General features: G+C 37.1%; 14 protein-coding genes. 3 read left to right on the top strand and 11 right to left on the bottom strand.

Annotation, left to right across the window (positions count from 1 at the left end; genetic code table 11):
* The first annotated feature begins 300 nt into the window (after positions 1-300).
* Positions 301-1,008, top strand: coding sequence for a Bax inhibitor-1/YccA family protein (locus tag AC5SLP_RS08825; protein ID WP_495254802.1), 708 nt, complete (start codon positions 301-303; stop codon positions 1,006-1,008).
* A gap of 75 nt (positions 1,009-1,083) precedes the next feature.
* On the opposite strand, the gene AC5SLP_RS08830 is transcribed toward AC5SLP_RS08825, so the two are convergent.
* The 11 genes from AC5SLP_RS08830 to AC5SLP_RS08880 all read right to left on the bottom strand — a co-directional run bounded on the left by AC5SLP_RS08830 (position 1,084) and on the right by AC5SLP_RS08880 (position 14,437).
* Positions 1,084-2,301: a rhodanese-like domain-containing protein gene (locus AC5SLP_RS08830; protein WP_495254803.1), complete on the bottom strand. Its 1,218-nt coding sequence runs from the start codon at positions 2,299-2,301 to the stop codon at positions 1,084-1,086.
* A 224-nt stretch (positions 2,302-2,525) separates the two neighbouring features.
* A complete protein-coding gene (gene nrfD / locus AC5SLP_RS08835) occupies positions 2,526-3,791 on the bottom strand; it encodes an NrfD/PsrC family molybdoenzyme membrane anchor subunit (protein ID WP_495254804.1) in 1,266 nt (421 codons plus the stop codon).
* Positions 3,779-4,441 (bottom strand): 4Fe-4S dicluster domain-containing protein, encoded by a 663-nt coding sequence (locus tag AC5SLP_RS08840; RefSeq protein ID WP_495254805.1) that lies wholly within the window; start codon positions 4,439-4,441, stop codon positions 3,779-3,781. Before AC5SLP_RS08840 ends, nrfD (AC5SLP_RS08835) begins: the two co-directional genes overlap by 13 nt.
* A gap of 2 nt (positions 4,442-4,443) precedes the next feature.
* Entirely contained in the window at positions 4,444-6,870 is a 2,427-nt protein-coding gene (locus AC5SLP_RS08845) for a molybdopterin-containing oxidoreductase family protein (RefSeq protein WP_495254806.1), read from the bottom strand.
* A 352-nt stretch (positions 6,871-7,222) separates the two neighbouring features.
* Complete coding sequence (locus tag AC5SLP_RS08850) at positions 7,223-7,657, bottom strand: hypothetical protein (protein WP_495254807.1); 435 nt, start codon at positions 7,655-7,657, stop codon at positions 7,223-7,225.
* A 187-nt stretch (positions 7,658-7,844) separates the two neighbouring features.
* The gene (locus tag AC5SLP_RS08855) at positions 7,845-8,756 is read right to left on the bottom strand and encodes a LysR substrate-binding domain-containing protein (RefSeq protein ID WP_495254808.1); all 912 of its coding nucleotides are present in this window, start codon (positions 8,754-8,756) and stop codon (positions 7,845-7,847) included.
* A gap of 18 nt (positions 8,757-8,774) precedes the next feature.
* Positions 8,775-9,095: a cytochrome C gene (locus AC5SLP_RS08860; protein WP_495254809.1), complete on the bottom strand. Its 321-nt coding sequence runs from the start codon at positions 9,093-9,095 to the stop codon at positions 8,775-8,777.
* A 105-nt stretch (positions 9,096-9,200) separates the two neighbouring features.
* Positions 9,201-10,376 (bottom strand): NrfD/PsrC family molybdoenzyme membrane anchor subunit, encoded by a 1,176-nt coding sequence (nrfD, locus tag AC5SLP_RS08865; protein ID WP_495254810.1) that lies wholly within the window; start codon positions 10,374-10,376, stop codon positions 9,201-9,203.
* Between the two features lie 9 nt (positions 10,377-10,385).
* Entirely contained in the window at positions 10,386-10,949 is a 564-nt protein-coding gene (locus AC5SLP_RS08870) for a 4Fe-4S dicluster domain-containing protein (protein WP_495254811.1), read from the bottom strand.
* A gap of 2 nt (positions 10,950-10,951) precedes the next feature.
* A complete protein-coding gene (locus AC5SLP_RS08875; RefSeq protein WP_495254812.1) occupies positions 10,952-13,291 on the bottom strand; it encodes a molybdopterin-dependent oxidoreductase in 2,340 nt (779 codons plus the stop codon).
* 444 nt (positions 13,292-13,735) lie between these two features.
* Positions 13,736-14,437 (bottom strand): methyltransferase, encoded by a 702-nt coding sequence (locus tag AC5SLP_RS08880; RefSeq protein WP_495254963.1) that lies wholly within the window; start codon positions 14,435-14,437, stop codon positions 13,736-13,738.
* A 133-nt stretch (positions 14,438-14,570) separates the two neighbouring features.
* Here AC5SLP_RS08880 and AC5SLP_RS08885 point away from each other — a divergent pair, with 133 nt between their 5' ends.
* Positions 14,571-16,208, top strand: coding sequence for a FecR family protein (locus AC5SLP_RS08885; protein ID WP_495254813.1), 1,638 nt, complete (start codon positions 14,571-14,573; stop codon positions 16,206-16,208).
* On the top strand, positions 16,205-17,509 hold the full coding sequence (locus tag AC5SLP_RS08890) for a surface lipoprotein assembly modifier (RefSeq protein WP_495254814.1): 1,305 nt from the start codon (positions 16,205-16,207) through the stop codon (positions 17,507-17,509). The genes AC5SLP_RS08885 and AC5SLP_RS08890 overlap by 4 nt, the downstream gene beginning before the upstream one ends.
* Positions 17,510-17,511: the final 2 nt, after the last annotated feature.

Below are 17,511 nucleotides of genomic sequence, written 5' to 3' on the forward strand. Positions count from 1 at the left end.
AAAGATTGAATTTGACATTGTTAAAATGGTAATGAACTTGAAGCAAATGCCCTACTTTGGGCGCTTCTTTCTAACCCCGTTCTCTCAAACGAGGACGAAATTATATACTCACCTTCCTTAAAATAACATTAAAGATATTCAAGGCACTCAAAGTTTTTGAGAACTTCTTAAATTTATTTAGTTTTCGTTTACTCTCTTTCCATATAATAGGGAAATTAAAAATTGCATTCTTATTCTTGAATTTGATAAAATGCTTTTTTATTTTAACATTCTTATGACATATTTTAAAGGAGATTTTACATGGGACTGTATGACAGAAACTATATACAACAACATTCACATGAAGGTACTTATGAACAAACGAAAGCGAGTGATAGCTCAATTGGCGTTTTCATAAAACAAACATACCAATTATTTGCAGCTTCACTTCTTGCAGCAAGTGCAGGATCTTATGTTGGATTAGGGATGCCTAAAACGGTTGCTTCTTGGTATTGGGGATTAGTGATTTTAGAATTTGTGTTTTTATTTGGGCTTTATGCAGCTAAACGCAAACCCGGTATCAATATGATTTTACTTTTTGGCTTTACGTTTATCAGTGGATTAACCCTTGTTCCTCTTCTTGCACACACATTAGGTATGGCAGGTGGAGCAAGTATCGTTGCAAATGCATTTATTTTGACAACGGTTGCTTTTGGTGGACTTTCAGTATTTGCGATGAATACAAAAAGAGATTTTTCGGCAATGGGCAAAATGCTATTTATTACATTGATTGTTATTGTCGTTGCAAGTTTGATCAATATCTTTTTTCATAGTCCGATTGTTCAGTTAGCTATTGCAGGAATTAGTTCAATTTTATTTAGTGCATTTATCTTGTACGATACTCAAAATATCATTAGAGGGGCATATGAAACACCTGTTGAAGGTGCTATTGCCCTTTATTTAGACTTTCTAAATCTCTTTATTTCCTTGCTTCAAATTCTTGGAATTTTTGGTTCTCGTGACGAATAGGTTCTAAAAAGCATAAAAAAAGGGGATAGAGAATTATACTCCCTATCCCCTTTTGTATTTTTACATGTAAAGATTTTAGCCTAAAGGCTCATTGACTTTAATCTCACATTTACTGTTTTTATCACATTTAATATTAGCATCAAAATAGAAAATTTTACTCACATCTATTTTTGCATTTTGAAGCTTCAAGAAAGCCTCCATAGATCGACCACCTGCAGAACAATTAAATATAACTACCTTGCCTTTAGGTAATTTGGCTGCTAACTCTTTAGCACTTAATTTGCCCGCTTCAATATTAATTGCACCTTTAATGTGCCCATTCGCAAATTCTGCTGGTGTTCTTACATCAATGACCGCAACATTAGCTGGAATTTTATCGCTCGTAATTAATGCTTTGTACCACTCACCATCCACTGTACCTTCGTCTGCACCGAGTTTAATGCCTTCTACAAACATATCTTTTTTAGGGGCGGTAGCCGTTTCTACTTTTTTCATACCACCCGCTGTTGTTTGAAGACCTGCTTCTTTCCAACCAGGATAACCTGCAGCAAAAACACTCACTTTAGTATAACCTAGCTCCTGAAGCTTATGTGCTAAGTTATGCGATTTTGCACAATCGTATCCTTCACAAAACGTAATAATAGATGTGGCTTTATCTATCGGTAAGCGCCCAATGAATTTATCTGCATCAGCATCATGAATATGTAAAGCTCCTGGAATTGAACCGGCTAGGTATTTGCCAAGTGGTCTTGCATCTATTAAAAGGGCACTTTCGTTTTTAAATGCAGCTTGAGCAACAGGAAGTCCTACTTCTAAATAATTTTTCTCTTTCCACTCTGGTTCACCCGCTTGATACAACTTAACATTAGTAAAACCATGGTCTTTTAAATAGCCTGCAACAATTGGGCTTTTTTCACACTCCCAACCGCCACAAAAAACAATAATTTCTTTATCTTTCGCCACTTTATCCAATTGTCCAATATATTTATCAATTTGTGTATCGGGAATATTCAAACTGCTTGGAATTGTCCCGGCAAGGTATTTTGGATTTGGTCTTGCATCAATTAAAAGGGCTTTTGCTCCACTACGTGTGCCATTGCCTATGGCTTGTTTTGTATAAGCATAATCAACTATTTCAAGTTTATATTTCTCAATCAATTCCTTCACATGAGGTGTTGGTGCTGTCAATACCTTTGTAGTGGGTATTGTATTGACTTCAGGTTGATTAGTAGCGCATCCACTGAATAACAATGCTGCAACAACGATGCTAGCACTAATGACTCTTAGTTTCATCTTATCTCCTCTTTAGAATTTACGTTATAGACTCAATATTTACAAATGAGTTGAGTTCCTAAACGTCGTTAGTCACTCCCGTGACACCAAAGTAAGCATTATTTCCTGATAAATATATAAATAAAACATAATAATTATCTTACTTTATTACTTAAAAAGCTTTAAATGTTTAAATTTTTTTTAAAAGGATAAATTTTTTATATCCCTTTGGTAGCACTACACTCCTAGTGATGTTCTCTTAGTATATTAATAGAAAAAAGAGCATCAAAAAGTTTATAGATAGCAATGGCCACACCCAAAGAGCCAATAACGATGCAAATTTCTCCATAATGTGGAGCAATATAATTAAATGATTTGGAGAGCGCATAGAAATCGTATTTTTCATACCCTAATCCAAAACGATTTGACATAGGATTTGCATTACCACCATAAACAAATAAATACCGTCCTACAAAACCGCCTATAACCACACTCACAGAAGCAAAAAGCGTCAAGACTGACTTTCCTGGTTTGAGAATTAATAAAAATGGCAGTGCTAAGGTGAGAAAGATATAACCCATAAAATAAACATAACGAAACGGCCCAAATAGAATCAAAAACGCCCAATCTCTATCGACTGTCATATACCCAAAAATTTCATACACCCCTAAAATCGATACGAAAAATAACATAGCCTTACGCAATAACTCCATCATAGCTTTGTATTCTGGTTTATCACGATGCACTAAATAACTCAATATTCCCATAATCCCTAAAGAAGAGACGAATGCTGAGAGAATAAAGTAAAAGGTTAAAAAGGGAAATTCGGTCCATAAATGGCGCGCCGTATTCATTGAAAAAAGCTTTGCTTGAATAAAATACTCTATTAAATCAACACCGATACTTAGAACCAAAATAGGCAATGCCAAACGTTTGGCAAGGGTACGTTTGTTTGTTAAGACTAAATAAATTTCAAATAAAACAAAAGGGATATACGTACAATACAAAGGGAGCATAAGCCACATTCCAGCACCTATGTTAGGCGTTATAAACATCCATAACATATTGAGCATATTCAAATCTGTTGCAATTGTAAACAATCCTGCAAAAACCATAGAAATACCTATAACCATAAATCCTGCTGCTGCTTTAGCCACCAAATTAAAATTCATCAATTCAGCCAAGGCAACTAAAAAAATGACACCACTCCCCGTATAAATCATATACATGTAATTCACAATAAACAGTGTCCATGGACTACGGCGATTAACCTCTCCCACATCTCCAAAAACAGCTAAATGCATTGCTTCTTTTAATGCGGGGCTTGTCGGATTGAGACCTGATGCATGCGCATTGGCTGCGGCACTAAAATACCGGACATCAAAAATATCATAAATTCCAAATACAGCAAATGCTAGTAAAAAATAGGCCAAAAGCATTGTTTTATTGAAAAAAAGTTCACTAAAATGTATCTTGTTAATTTCAAGACCTGCAAAATTTATTTTCTCCATTCTTGACTCCTTCTATTCTTTGCACTCTCATAAAGAGGTTTTATATCATTCCATGTGTGAATCATCGTATCAGGAGAAACACTCTGCTTGGCATATGCTTCATCATCGGGTAAGATATAAAAAAGTTTTGGAAGTGTGCCAGCACTCTCTTTTTGAAAGAAAAATCGTTTTCGTTTGAGTAGTTTGACAATATCACTCTCTTCATCATCCAAATCACCAAATACCCTCACTTTCGTTGGGCATGTAGCCTGACAAGCGGTTGTGCCATACTCTTCAATGCGATGATCACAAAAAGTACATTTATCAACAGCAACCATCGTATCATCAACAAACCTTGCATCGTACGGACAGGCTTCCATGCACCCTTTGCATAAAATGCATTTATAGGCATCTACCTTGACAATGCCTCCTTTGGCGAAGTGGCTTGCATTGGTAGGGCAAACATTGACACAAGGAGCATCAATACAGTGATTGCATTGTGAAGGATAGAGATTGGCAAAAGGTTTTCCAAAAATCGTTCCTTCCACAACACCTATCCAAATACGCTGTTTATCAGCACCCAATTGAACGCCATTTTCTTCTTTGCATGCTACTTCACATGCTTTACAGTTAATACAATTTTGATAATTAAGAGCCATTGCATAGTTCATTGTTATACCTTTCTGATAGAAACAATAGTTTCATGCATATTGGCGCAACCATGAACGGGTTCTATTGTATCTTCGATAATTTCATTATCGCTTGCACCATTATCATGGGCAAAGCTAAGTCCTTCGGATTTGGCGCCAAAACCATGGATATAAAAAACCGCTTCTGCAATAATCTTAGGAGTGGGATACGCTTTAATATGAATTTTTCCAACGCTACTTTGGACTTCAACCGTATCACCGAACTCTATACCAAGTTTGAGCGCTTCTTTATCGTTAATCCACAAATAATTTTCACGCATCAGTTCAAGCAACATAATGTTGTTTTGTGTTGCATTTTGTGTAAATTGTGCATGACGACCTGTCACAAATTTAAACTTACCAGCAGGGACAGGAACGTAATCACTCTCTTTCCATGTAGGCATTGCATCAACACCTTTTGCCGTCATACTTCCTAAGTAACACTCCACTTTTTTATTGGGTGTATTAAAGGAACGTTGCAATCCTGCAACATCGATTGGATTGACGCAGGTATCGTGCAAGAATGTTTCGGGATTAAAGTCTTCTTCCAATTTGAGAACAGAATAAAATTTTTTATCTTGAGGGTAGCATTCATAGGTATTGTTATCAATTTTTTTGAAGTATTGCAACATATTGGGATAATAAACACCCCTTTCTCGTAAAATATTCCACGCTTCTTCACCATGTTTACTGACGACCATATGTTTGTTAATCTCTTCTTGCGACTCAGCAAAAGGCTCTGTCAAATCAAAACCATTTTCTTCAATAAAATCCTCTTCTTTACTCTCTTCCAATCCTTCCTGTACATCTTCATCGTATTTTTTGGTAATTTCCCACAATGGCTTTGTAAGTTTTGTACTCAAACCTCGCATAATTTCTTGTACAGGCTTTGTCTCATACATCGGGTCAATCACTTTTTGGCGCAGCACCAAAGCGGGTTCTGTGCCAGGAAATGCTCTTACAGGGTCTTCTCGCTCAAGATAGGTACACTCAGGCAAAATCACATCTGCCATCATTGCCGTATCACTGGGCATCGTGTCTATCACAACCACCAAATCCATTTTTTCAAACATTTGACGTGTTTTTTTTGTGTTTGGAACCGAGAGCATTGGATTTTGCTTATAAACAAACATGCCACGAATCGGATACGATGATTTACCTTCTGCGACAAGATTACGCCATCCGACCCATGAACCCGTTGCTCCAACAATGGCGGCAACATTTTTATCAATTCTCGATTTTGCATTAGCATACATCGGCGCATTGATACTATGGTCTCCAAGAGGAATGGATTTTCCAAATATAATGCCACCCTTGACATCAATACCTCCACCTAAGGCTGTAAATAAGGCCATCGCTCGACGTAGTTGAAAATCATTTTTTGACCAGGTAGTGCGTCTGCCTTGATAATAAATAGATTGAGGAGCATTCGCCATAAATTCATGCGCGATTTTACAAATCGTACTGGCAGGAACTCCAGTGATTTTTTCAGCCCATTCAGGCGTATAATCATTGTCGATAATATGCTGTTTGTATTTATCAAAATCAACGAAATTTTTAGCGACATAACTGCGATTGTAAACTTGATCGATAATCGCAACATACGTGAGTGCTAGAACAAATGCTAAATCCGTTCCTGGTTTGATTGGCACATACGTATCTGCATGCATTGCCGTATTGGTAAAGCGAGGATCGACTACAACCAATTTTGTCCCACGCCCACGCGTGCGTTTAAACAAATCCATAGTATCGGGGGTTAAGATAGCTTCTGCACGGTTTGCCCCTGCCATAATGACATATTTGGCATTTTCCAAATCTGCTTGACCATAGCCGCCAATCGTTAATGTAAAGCCAGAGACTGCTGTTTGCAAACAAATAGAGGAATGGTTAATGAAATTGGCTGAACCAAATTTGTCTGACATAAATGCTTTAAAGGTGTGCTCCGCCATCCCTTCACCAGCGCAATAGCCAATACAAGAACGATTATCTTTCTCTTCGTCTAAGATTTGTACCAATTTCTTCTCAATAAAAGTATAGGCTTCATCCCATGTTGCTCTTCTGTATTTTCCATCACCTCGTTCACCCACGCGAATCAAAGGATATTTAAGACGGTCAGGGTCATACAACGCATGAATGCCTGCATCACCACGTGCGCATAACATATTCCTTGATTTTGGAAAATAAGGATTCGGATCAAGTTTCGTGACAATGCCATTTTTTACTGTTGCAATCGCAGCGCATTTATTCACACACATTTCACAGACGGTAGGGACTTTCTTCATGAGTAAATCTTTAGCATCTTCTTTCGATTTTGCCAACATAGCCGTTGAGCTTAGAGTTGTTCCACCCAATACGCTTAACGCTATACTACCCTGAAGAAATCTCCTTCGTGAGATTTCAACTTTCATCATGTTGCTCCATTTTCTGTTTAATTTATAATCTTGAAATTCATAGAAATAATGATTTCTGGAGTACATTGTAAAGGCAGTTTCTTTATATTATTATTAATCATAATTTTATTTATAAGTTTTATTAATTAAATTTTTATTGCAAGTACCTAACTAACGCTTATAAAAAAAATAAAATATTTTTATAATTAATTCTATAAAGAGTAAAAATAAGGCCATTTTTTAATAAAATAGTTAAAAATTTGTTACATTATTGAGATTTATATATTAAAATTTAAAAATAATTAACCAAAATAAGTGCTATAAAATTGTTGAAGAGGAGATACACCCAAGGGGTATCTCCAAGATAGAATGCTTAGCGAGTTTGTTCTTTTGTACAATTATTACCATCTCCTTTAATAATCACTTTAACTTTCTTTTCTTTCCCAGATGAACTATCCTCATTTAAAATATCTCTTATCTCTTTTTGGAAATTTTCTATACAATCACCGTTATCTTCAGTTGTATCTAAAACGATAACATGTTCATCATTTGAATTATTTGGTATTTGAACATCATTTGCAGTCTTGTTAATATCAATTTTTGAAACATTAATATCGCACTCTTTGTCCAAAGCAGAATTCATTTTTTTTGTTAAATCTTCAAGTGTAAGATTTTTATCTGCAGGTTTAGCATAGAGTATTTCGGACAATTCTCGCTGAAAAGTCTCAATACAATTTTCTACTTGCGCAGTATCTGCACCGATAAGAAACGACATCGCAATTGGTAAACTTAATATAACTTTTTTCATTTTTAACTCCTTTTTTTGACAATTATATAATATAATTATCAAAAAATTTACTTTTATTTATTGTAATGGTAAACAAGATAGTTTTTCGTTACAAAATATAAATAAATTTTACTTTTTTGAAATGTAAGCTGATGGGGAGAGTCGATTTAAAAAAGGAGAAAGAAGTACAGTCGCACTTCTTAAAATGTTAGAAAGCGGGTTTTATATCTTGTTTATGCGTTAAATAATCCAAAGTACTTTCAATCAGAGCATCTTGAATACGATCTTTAAGATAACAAATATAAAATTTTCGTACCAATTGAATACCTTTTATTTTAGCAACATGCAATGTTCCTTGTTCCACTTCGTCCTCAACCATGTATTTGGAGAGAATCGAAACGGTGGGAGCACCATTTGTATCTGCTTTTAGTAATGTTTGCTTAATGGTCATTGCACTGTTGGCAATATTTTTAATGGTAAAATTTTTACAATCTACCTCTATTTTTGCGAACGTTTCATAAATAATTTTACGCGTGTTCGACTCTTCTTCGCGGCATATCCAATGCAGATCAAATAGTTCTTCTTTTTTCAGAACTTTTGGTAAAGCAGAGCGGCTAACAACTACAAGCTCATCATCCATCCATTCTCGATAAAAGATGTCATTATGAAAGACAGGTGACTCAATTAACGCCAAATCAACTTTTCGATTCAACAATAATTCTGTAATTTCGAGGGAGTTATTCACTTTGACCATAACACTGTTTGAAATCACTTCTTGGATGTCATTTAAAAATTCAGGCAAAATACAATTACCAATAACAGGGGACGCCCCTAGGATAAAAAGCATCTCTTTATTAACTAAGCGTAAAATCTCTTTTTCAGTGAGCAACATCTGTTTTTCAAGATTTAGAAAAACTTGGAATAGCTCCTCACCGGCTTTGGTTAAATTAATCCCATTTTTTTTACGATCAACAATTTGGATGTTTAAATACTCTTCAAGTTGCTTCATTTGTTGTGTTACGGCTGGCTGGCTAATACCTAATTTGCGAGAGGCTTTTGAGAAGCTTTTCTCACGGACTACAGTTAAGAACGTCTCTATTTTTGCAAAGTCTTTAAACATATTTTTTCCAAATTTAAATTAATAACATACTGCTGTATTGCCACTATCACTCGCGTAATAATATAAAAATTCATACATATCTTTCAATGCATCTGTTTTTAATGGCTTTGCATTGGGACATTGGCGTAAAAGTTCTTCTTGAAGTTTCCCTGCTTCGTACACCATTTTCCATTCATGTTGAGCATGTTTTTTTGCCATAACATTACCGCTAAATCCACATACTTTACGCATTGTTTGCTTGTAAAGTTCTAGCCCTTTATCAACACTCGCATACGCTGGAGTCATCACAAAGAGAGTTCCAATACACAGTAGCTCTATTGTTCTCGTGAATTTTATCATTTTTACTTCTTTATTCAAAATAATAAAAGCATAGAAGAGAGCTTCTTCTATGCTTTTTCAACTTTACATGTAAAGTACATGGTTGGGATGCGATAGCCAATTCGCTTATGCGTGATGAGCGCCTTCGGTTTCGTCAAGATTAAACACTTTATCCGCAAGATAGTACATAAACAATGCCAAACCGATACCACCAAAACCAATTGCAAACTCAGTCGCAGAAGGAAAATATTCGATAAACGTTGGAGGCAATTGATACTCAGAACGTTTTAGAGTTGCCATTGGGTAGATCAAAGTATCATGAACTAAATCGTATCGCATAAAGAAGATACCAATCATACCTGTGATTGAAGCATAGACGGTTGCTTTAATCGCTTTTGCATTACTCAAAAGAATAACCGTAAAAGGAATCAACATACCAAGGAACAACTCTCCAAACCAGAATGTTGGGCTTTTAGTTGCATGTAAAATAGTCTCAGCACGCTCAGGCATATTGCCATAAAGTGCTGTGATGATTTTCCACGCTTCAAAAAAGATTAGCACCGCTAAAAGCATGCCTAAAATTTTTGCAAGTTTGACCAACATCACGCTGACTTTTTCAGGGAAGTTCATTTTATATCTGAAACCATACATTAAGAAGACCAAATAACATCCTGTAATCATTGCAGAAAGAATGAAGTAAACAGGATAAAACACGCCATTTGCAGATGGGCGTGAAATCAAAAACCCAAAAACCGCACCAAGATTAGAGTGGGCAGCAAGACCGACCAAAAGACCGCAAATACCAAAGATTTTAGAGAAAGTATGATTGACTTTAATCGCTAGAAAGAAAAATTCTAAACAGATAAATGTTAAGTACAAACCATATAATGTTCCCATCCACCAAATCGCTGATGTTAAACCCGGTGTTAAGACATTGTAAATGACCATTGTCATAGGGTGGCCAATTTCTAAGCCAATGACCGCAAAACCTGAACTAATCGTAATAATAGCCCCAGCAATAGCACGTTTACCAATTTGCTGAAACTCTTCTATGCCAAAAACATGTCCAATCGAAGAGATAATACAAAGACCCGTACTGGATACAACAAAAAAGACGTACATTGCAATCAAAAGCCCCCATGGATGTTGGCGCGTAACGTTATACGCGTGGTGTCCATGAAGAATATACACAACAGCTCCTGCTGCAAAAGCGGCAAGAAGTGCAACGGTAACAAATGCCATCACAACATTGAGTGGCGTTTTTTCAAAATAAAAGAGTTTTTTCAAAGAAAGTGTTTGCATTGTAAACTCCTACAAAATATAAAATAGTTTTGGTTTAGTACCCAAGTGACTCTTAACTTGACGATACTCTTTGTTGGCAAGTAGTTGCGAAATTTCACTATTTGGGTCATCTAAATCACCAAATACTCTTACTTTTGTTGGACACGTTGCTTGACACGCTGTGGTGGTTTCACCATTGGCAAGTCTGGTATCGGAACAAAACGTACATTTATCCACCGTGTTGGTTCTCTCATCGACATAACGTGCATCATAAGGACACGCATTGATACAATAGGTACACAAAATACATTTCGTTGGATCAACAAGCACAACACCTTCTGGACTATAGTGTGTTGCATTGGTTGGACATACTTGCTGACATGGCGCATTTTCACAATGCTGACATTGACTTGGATGATACGTTTGTGACGCAATCGAAATATTCGGGAATTGTCCTTCCGCTTCTTTGACTCCTACCCAAATACGATAATGATCGGGTAAAAGTAAAACGCCATTTTCTTCTTTACATGCGCTTTCACATGCTCTACAATTTATACAGTTATTGTAGTTTAATGCCATTCCATAACGTGCCATAATCAAACCTTTCTAATTTCTACAATTGTGTCATGAAGACAAGAGGCTCCATGCATTGGCTCAATGCTATCTTCAATAATAGCGGCATCATTACCACCATTATGGTATGCACGAGTTAATGCTTCAGAGTAATTGCCAAATCCATGGATAAAAAAGAGTGTATCAGGTCCAATTTTCTCTGTTGGATACGCTTTTATGGTCGTTTTACCTGCACGACTCGATACTTCAATTTTATCGCCAAATTTGATACCCATTTTTTCTGCTGTACGCTTGTTAATCCAAGCATAATTTTCAGGAACAAGGTTGAGTAACATTCGGTTATTAGAGGACCCAGATTGTGTAAATTGGGCATGGCGACCTGTTACAAATCTAAATTTACCGGCGGGAATTGCCATTTCATATTCGCTTTTCCACGTTGGCATACCATCAATACCTTTTTTCTCTAATGAAGCAACCACACACTCAATTTTGCCAGATGGGGTACCGTATTTATTGTTTTTTACCGAATAAGCACGTTTACTTTCTGGATAGTACTCATAATCGTTCACACCTGTTTTTTTGAAATACTCATTCATATTAGGATAGAAAACGCCTTTTTCTTTCAATATTTCAGCAGCACCTTCGTATTTTGCTACGGCATGCTCATTGAGCTCTTCTTGTGAAGAGGCAAAAGGCGTTGTCATATCAAAATCTTTGTAAACCGTTGCCTCATCATCATCTTCAAGCGCTGATTTGACATCTTCATCGTATTTTTTGGTAATTTCAAACAGTGGTTTTGAAAGTTTTGCGCTTAATCCTCGCATAATTTCCATTACTGGTTTTGTCTCAAACATTGGGTCAATGACTTTATTGCGTTGGGCAATAGAGGGCTCAATACCGCCAAAAGAGACAACAGGGTCTGTTCGCTCTAAGTAAGTACACTCTGGCAAGATAACATCGCTGAGCATTACCGTATCGCTTGGCATCGTATCAATCGTAACCACCAAATCTAATTTTTTGAGGAACTCTTTTGTTTTAGCATTGTTCGGCATGTTTTGCATTGGGTTGTGTTTGTAGTTAAAGAGTGCTCGAATAGGATATGGACTTCGATTTTCTAAAACCATATTTCTAAAAGCGACCCATGAACCTGACCCTCCGATAACCGCAGCTTCTTTTTGTTCTATTCTTGGTTTTGCTTGTGCGTATAAAGGCGCTACAACATCGTGTGCGGCAATAGGAATACTCTTACCAAAACAGATACCACCTTTCACATCCACACCACCACCAAGGGCTGAAAAAATTGCTTGAGCACGACGAAGTTGGAAATCATTTTTAGACCAAGTAGTGCGTCTTCCTTGATAGTAAATCGCTTGAGGAGCATTTGCCATAAATTCGCGTGCTACTTCGTAAATATCTTTCGCTTTAATACCAGTAATCTTCTCAGCCCATTCTGGCGTATAGTTGTTACTTAAGATATGATTTTTATACTCTTCAAAACCATTAAAGTAGTTTTCAACAAACGCTTTATTATAAATCTCTTCTTTGATTGCAACATAAGTGAGTGCCAAAACAAACGCTAAGTCAGTACCAACATTGACTGCCAACCATTTATCGCTTTTTGCAGCGGTATTGGTAAAACGAGGATCAACAACGACTAGCTTAGCACCACGTCCTTTGGTTCGTTTGAAAAAGTCCATGGTGTCAGGCGTTACAATCGCTTCAGCACGATTTGCTCCTGCCATAATGACATATTTGGCATTCTCAAGGTCTGCTTGACCATATCCGCCAATCGTGAGTGAATAACCAGAAACGGTTGTCGCAAGACAGAGACTTGCATGGTTAAGGAAATGAGATGAACCAAACATCGTATAGAAACTTCTAAACGTATGTTCTGCCATACCCTCACCCGCACAAAAGGCTACGGTTGAGCGATTGTCTTTCTCTTCATCTAAAATTTTGGTGAGTTTTTCATTGATGTAAGCATAAGCTTCGTCCCAACTGACACGCTTAAACTTACCACTCCCTTTTTCACCATCACGAATCAAAGGGTATTTAAGACGATCTGGGTCGTATACGGCTTGAATGCCTGAATTACCTCTAGGACAAAGCATGTTACGTGATTTTGGGAATAATGGATTTGGATCAAGTTTTGATATGACACCATTTCTCACATGCGCAATTGCGGCACATTTATTAACACACATCTCGCATAATGTTGCTATTTTTTTATCTTCATTGCCAACTTTTTTGGCTGGTGATGCAGCGCTCGCCATCATAGAAGAAGAGCTAAGACTTACTCCTCCTGCAATAGACATTGCCACACTACCTTGAAGAAATCTCCTTCGTGAGATCTCTACTTTCATCGCGTCTCCTTGTTATCTTTCTGCCTTTTAAGCTTTACCTTGTGAGATAAAGCCTAAAAGCATATCTTTGTAACTCCATTGTAAAGGTTAAATCTTAGAAGAAACTTACATTTAAGATAGGAGCTACTTCCCTGAAATAGGCAATTTGCTGCGAATGCCCTATTTATCGGAATATAAAGAATGAAAAAAAATGATAACTTTTTTTAGAAGAAAGAGCAAAAAGTCAATTTTTTTGAACATTTAGTTAATTTTTTTTTCACTTTTTACAAAAAATAGACTAAATAAATAGTCTATTTTGTTTAAGTTTATTTAACCATTACTCTATTTTTAGGGGATTTTGTTTAAAATAAATTATATTAATAATTAAATAAATTAATAATTAATACGTTTATTAAATTGTAAAATATTTTTTACTATTATAATTATAATAACTAATTTAAATAATTAAGCTTTTGCGGGTGTTCCCCATATAAAGAGAACTTCAAATTCAAGATAGTCATGTGGATAATTGCGAATCAATTCTTTCGTTTGAGCAACACTTAAATATTTCTTTCCGCCACTGACACCGCTTTTTTTAATATAACGAAACAAAGAGAGGTTATCATCAAAAAAGAGCCGGTAGGATTTGATTTCACTTTTACATGTAAAATGCTTTTCGAAGACTGCACGTAGCTGTTTTGCTTCGGGTAAAAATCTGGGAAGATGGCTCATCTCATAAATGGTTTGAAATGTTTTATCGGTAAAAACGGCAAACGCTCCCTCTTTACATGTAAAAGCCATTTTTTCAATGAGAGCTTGAATATCATGTGCCCACTGCAAAGCAGAAGATGAAATAAGAAGATCATAAGAAGGCTGTAACTTTGAAGCTAAATCCTCTGCTTCAAAATCATCACAAAGAATTGTTACATTCAAATCCTTAGGATGCCTTTCACACATCTTTACTGCACTATCGACACCTGTAAACGAAGTAAACTTCCAAGGAATCTGTTTGTAAATAGCACCACTTCCACACCCCAAATCTAAAATGGTTTGAGGATTGGTTGTCACAGATGCAAGCAGATATTGCGCAACCTCTTTTTGAATATCGGTGTAATCATCATAGCGATAAGCATTTTTAGAAAATTCATTAATGTGTTGAGCAATCATAGGCAAATTATACCCATGTATGCCTAAAAAATGACTGTTTTAGTATTCTATGCCATTCACCGTAAGAAGAGGCAATGTTACTTTAAGAAATCTTTTCATAAAATTATTAAAATACCATGTGTAGGGGGCTACAATGTCTAATTTCGGGCGTTTTGGAATTATTTTATGTTTACTTTTTGCAACGCAATTATGGGCATCTATTGGAAAAGTCTCTCTTCTGAAAGGTGAAGCGAGTGCAACCCGTGATCATCAAATGATTGCACTTGCAACTGGAGCTCTTTTAGAGGAAAATGACCTCATCAAAACCGGTGAAAATAGCCAAATTCAACTCGTTTTTGATGATAAAACCGTGATTACACTGGGCAGTAAAAGCGATTTAGATATCAAAGAATACATCAATGATGCACAAAACCCTCGTGCGAAATTTAAATTTACACAAGGAACCTTTAAAAGCATCACAGGAAAAATTGGCAAAACAGCACCTGAAAATTTTAAGATTGAAACCAAAACAGCGACTATTGGCATTAGAGGAACAACACTGGCGGGGCAAATGGGTGACCAACCTGAAACGCCCAGTCTGTTCGCCTGTCTCTCAGGAGCGATTGATGTTACAACACAAGGAGGAAGCGTTCTTGTCAATGCCGGATTTGCGACAACCATTCTCTCGGCTTCCCAACCGCCATCCCCACCTGTTCATGTAACGCCATCATTTATACAACAACTTGCAGGAGGAGGAACAAGCCCTCAGCCGCAACCTCCAACACCTGCATCACAACCACAGCCATTAAGTGCTCCATCGCTTGCAGCACAAGCCGCGCAGACATCGCAACAATCAACGACATACACGAATGTTGTAGGACAAGTTACCCATTATAGTGATGACTTTTACCCTATCTTTAATCCAACGCTCCTTTCTTCATCAACCCACAGTGGTACGATTAGCTTATCAGGCTTATCCACATCGCGCTATATAATGGATGAGACAGAGATACTCAGCACAGCCGATACCTTTCTTCTTACCATCAATAGCACCAACGATAGTTTGCGTAACAATGGTGAAACAACGTTTAGCTCTATTGTCTTAGATAGAGATACAGACGCTATTACTTCATTAGATTTAAAAAAATCTGGCAATAGTTTAACGATGACGTATAACGACTTGAACTCATTTTCGATTAAAGATTTTGATAATTATAAAGGATGGATTCAAACGGAAAACTCCTATCCTAACGATTATGTTTCATGGGGATATTGGGCCGTTAAAACCCATGACGATAGCATGCTGCTTCCAACAACCAATTACTGGGTGGCAGGTGTTGATACAGATGCGGCAGCGGCAACCATTGCCTCTTTAATCGCAGGGGAAGCTGTCACTTCTTATACCTACAACGGGCATGTGCTAGGTTCTGTCAGCGATGGTTCTCATACGTATGCTATTGATGCAACGAATAATAATGAAGTGGTTTTCAATTTTGATTTTGGTGGGGGCACTGGTAGCTTGCTAAACAGCAGTTATATCAAATTTCAAACCGAACAAACAACACCGCAATCTTGGAACATTGGAGTATCAGCGACAATACCGAGTGATGGAACAACCTTTAGCACGACCAATAGCGATACTGTTAAAATCAATAATGCCCTTCAAGCAGGAAGTTCCAGTACCGTCACAGGTCAATTTTATGGTACTTCGGCTGAAGCAGTCGGTGGAACCTTTAAAGCAACCGCTGGAACAAGCACGGCTTCAGGCGTTTTCAAGGCGGTCAAAGAATGAAACTCTCAACCCTTACTCTCATCGCTCTTTTGAGTACACATCTTTTGGCTACGGATATCACATCCAAAGAGCTGTATATGCATGCACAAGCAGCGTATAATCAAGGAGATTTTAAACAAGCCTATCCTCTTTTTGAACAACTTTTAGAACAAAACCCGCAGAGTGCAGAAATCAACTTCTTTGTCGGGCGCTGTGCGTTGGAACTTCGTCAATACGATGAAGCGATGGCCGCATTTGATCGTGTTTTAATGATCAACCCTAAACACACGCGAACCCATCTTGAGTTAGCACGACTTTATTATGAACGCCAACAATTGGAATTATCACAAACGGAACTCAATTTGGTTCTTAATGACCAACTCCCAAGCGATATACGCGATGTAGCGATGGCTTTTAAACGTCGCATTGATGCAAGTATCAGTCCACATCACTTTAATGGCGCCGTTATTGTAGGTGGTGGTTATGATAGCAATGTCAATAACGATATTGGCAATAAAGCATTTATCCTTCCTTCTCTTAATATACCCATTTCTGGAAGCAGTAAAGAAAAAGATGGCTACGGTTTTTCAACATTTGTTCTCAACCATAGCTATGATTTTGGTGAACGTGGCGGGTGGACATTGGAAAATAGTTTTGTAGGGTATGATAAGCTGTATTCAAAATCAAGCCTCAATAATCTTGTTCTTTTTTCACTCTCCAGTGCTCCCACATGGAGTGAAAAGCAAGTCAAATTCGCACTCCCCGTGATGTTTGATCGTGTGTATATTGATGGTAAAGGCTATCTTTACAATGTTGGAGCTGGTATTAAAAATACTTATTTGCTTGATCCACTTTCGGCTATTGAAGGAGGGTACACCTTTAAACGAGGGTACTATCACGAAGAGACACATGATGTCAATGCGCATCTCATTTACGCCAATTATCGACGCATCGTCGGTGACAATCTTTTCTCATTTGCCCTTCAAACCAGCTATGGCATTAACAAAGAGGTTGAATCAACACGCACCGATGTAGATTACACCGAATTTAAATACGGCATAGACCTTTCCAAAGAGTTTACCAAAACATTACGAGGCTCTTTTGGCTATACTCGCATTGAAGATCGTTACAGCGATGTCGATTCTATCTTTTTAACAAAACGTCATGATGAAAAAGACCAATATGAACTCTCTTTGGGCTATACCGTCCAAAAAAATCTCTCTTTAGGTGCGAGTGTTGCTTACAGCGACAATCATTCCAATCATGAACCGTACGATTACGATAAACTCAATGCGTTAGCCAGTATTATGTGGACATTTTAACC

It is taken from the genome of Sulfurospirillum sp. E15m, from assembly GCF_059415145.1.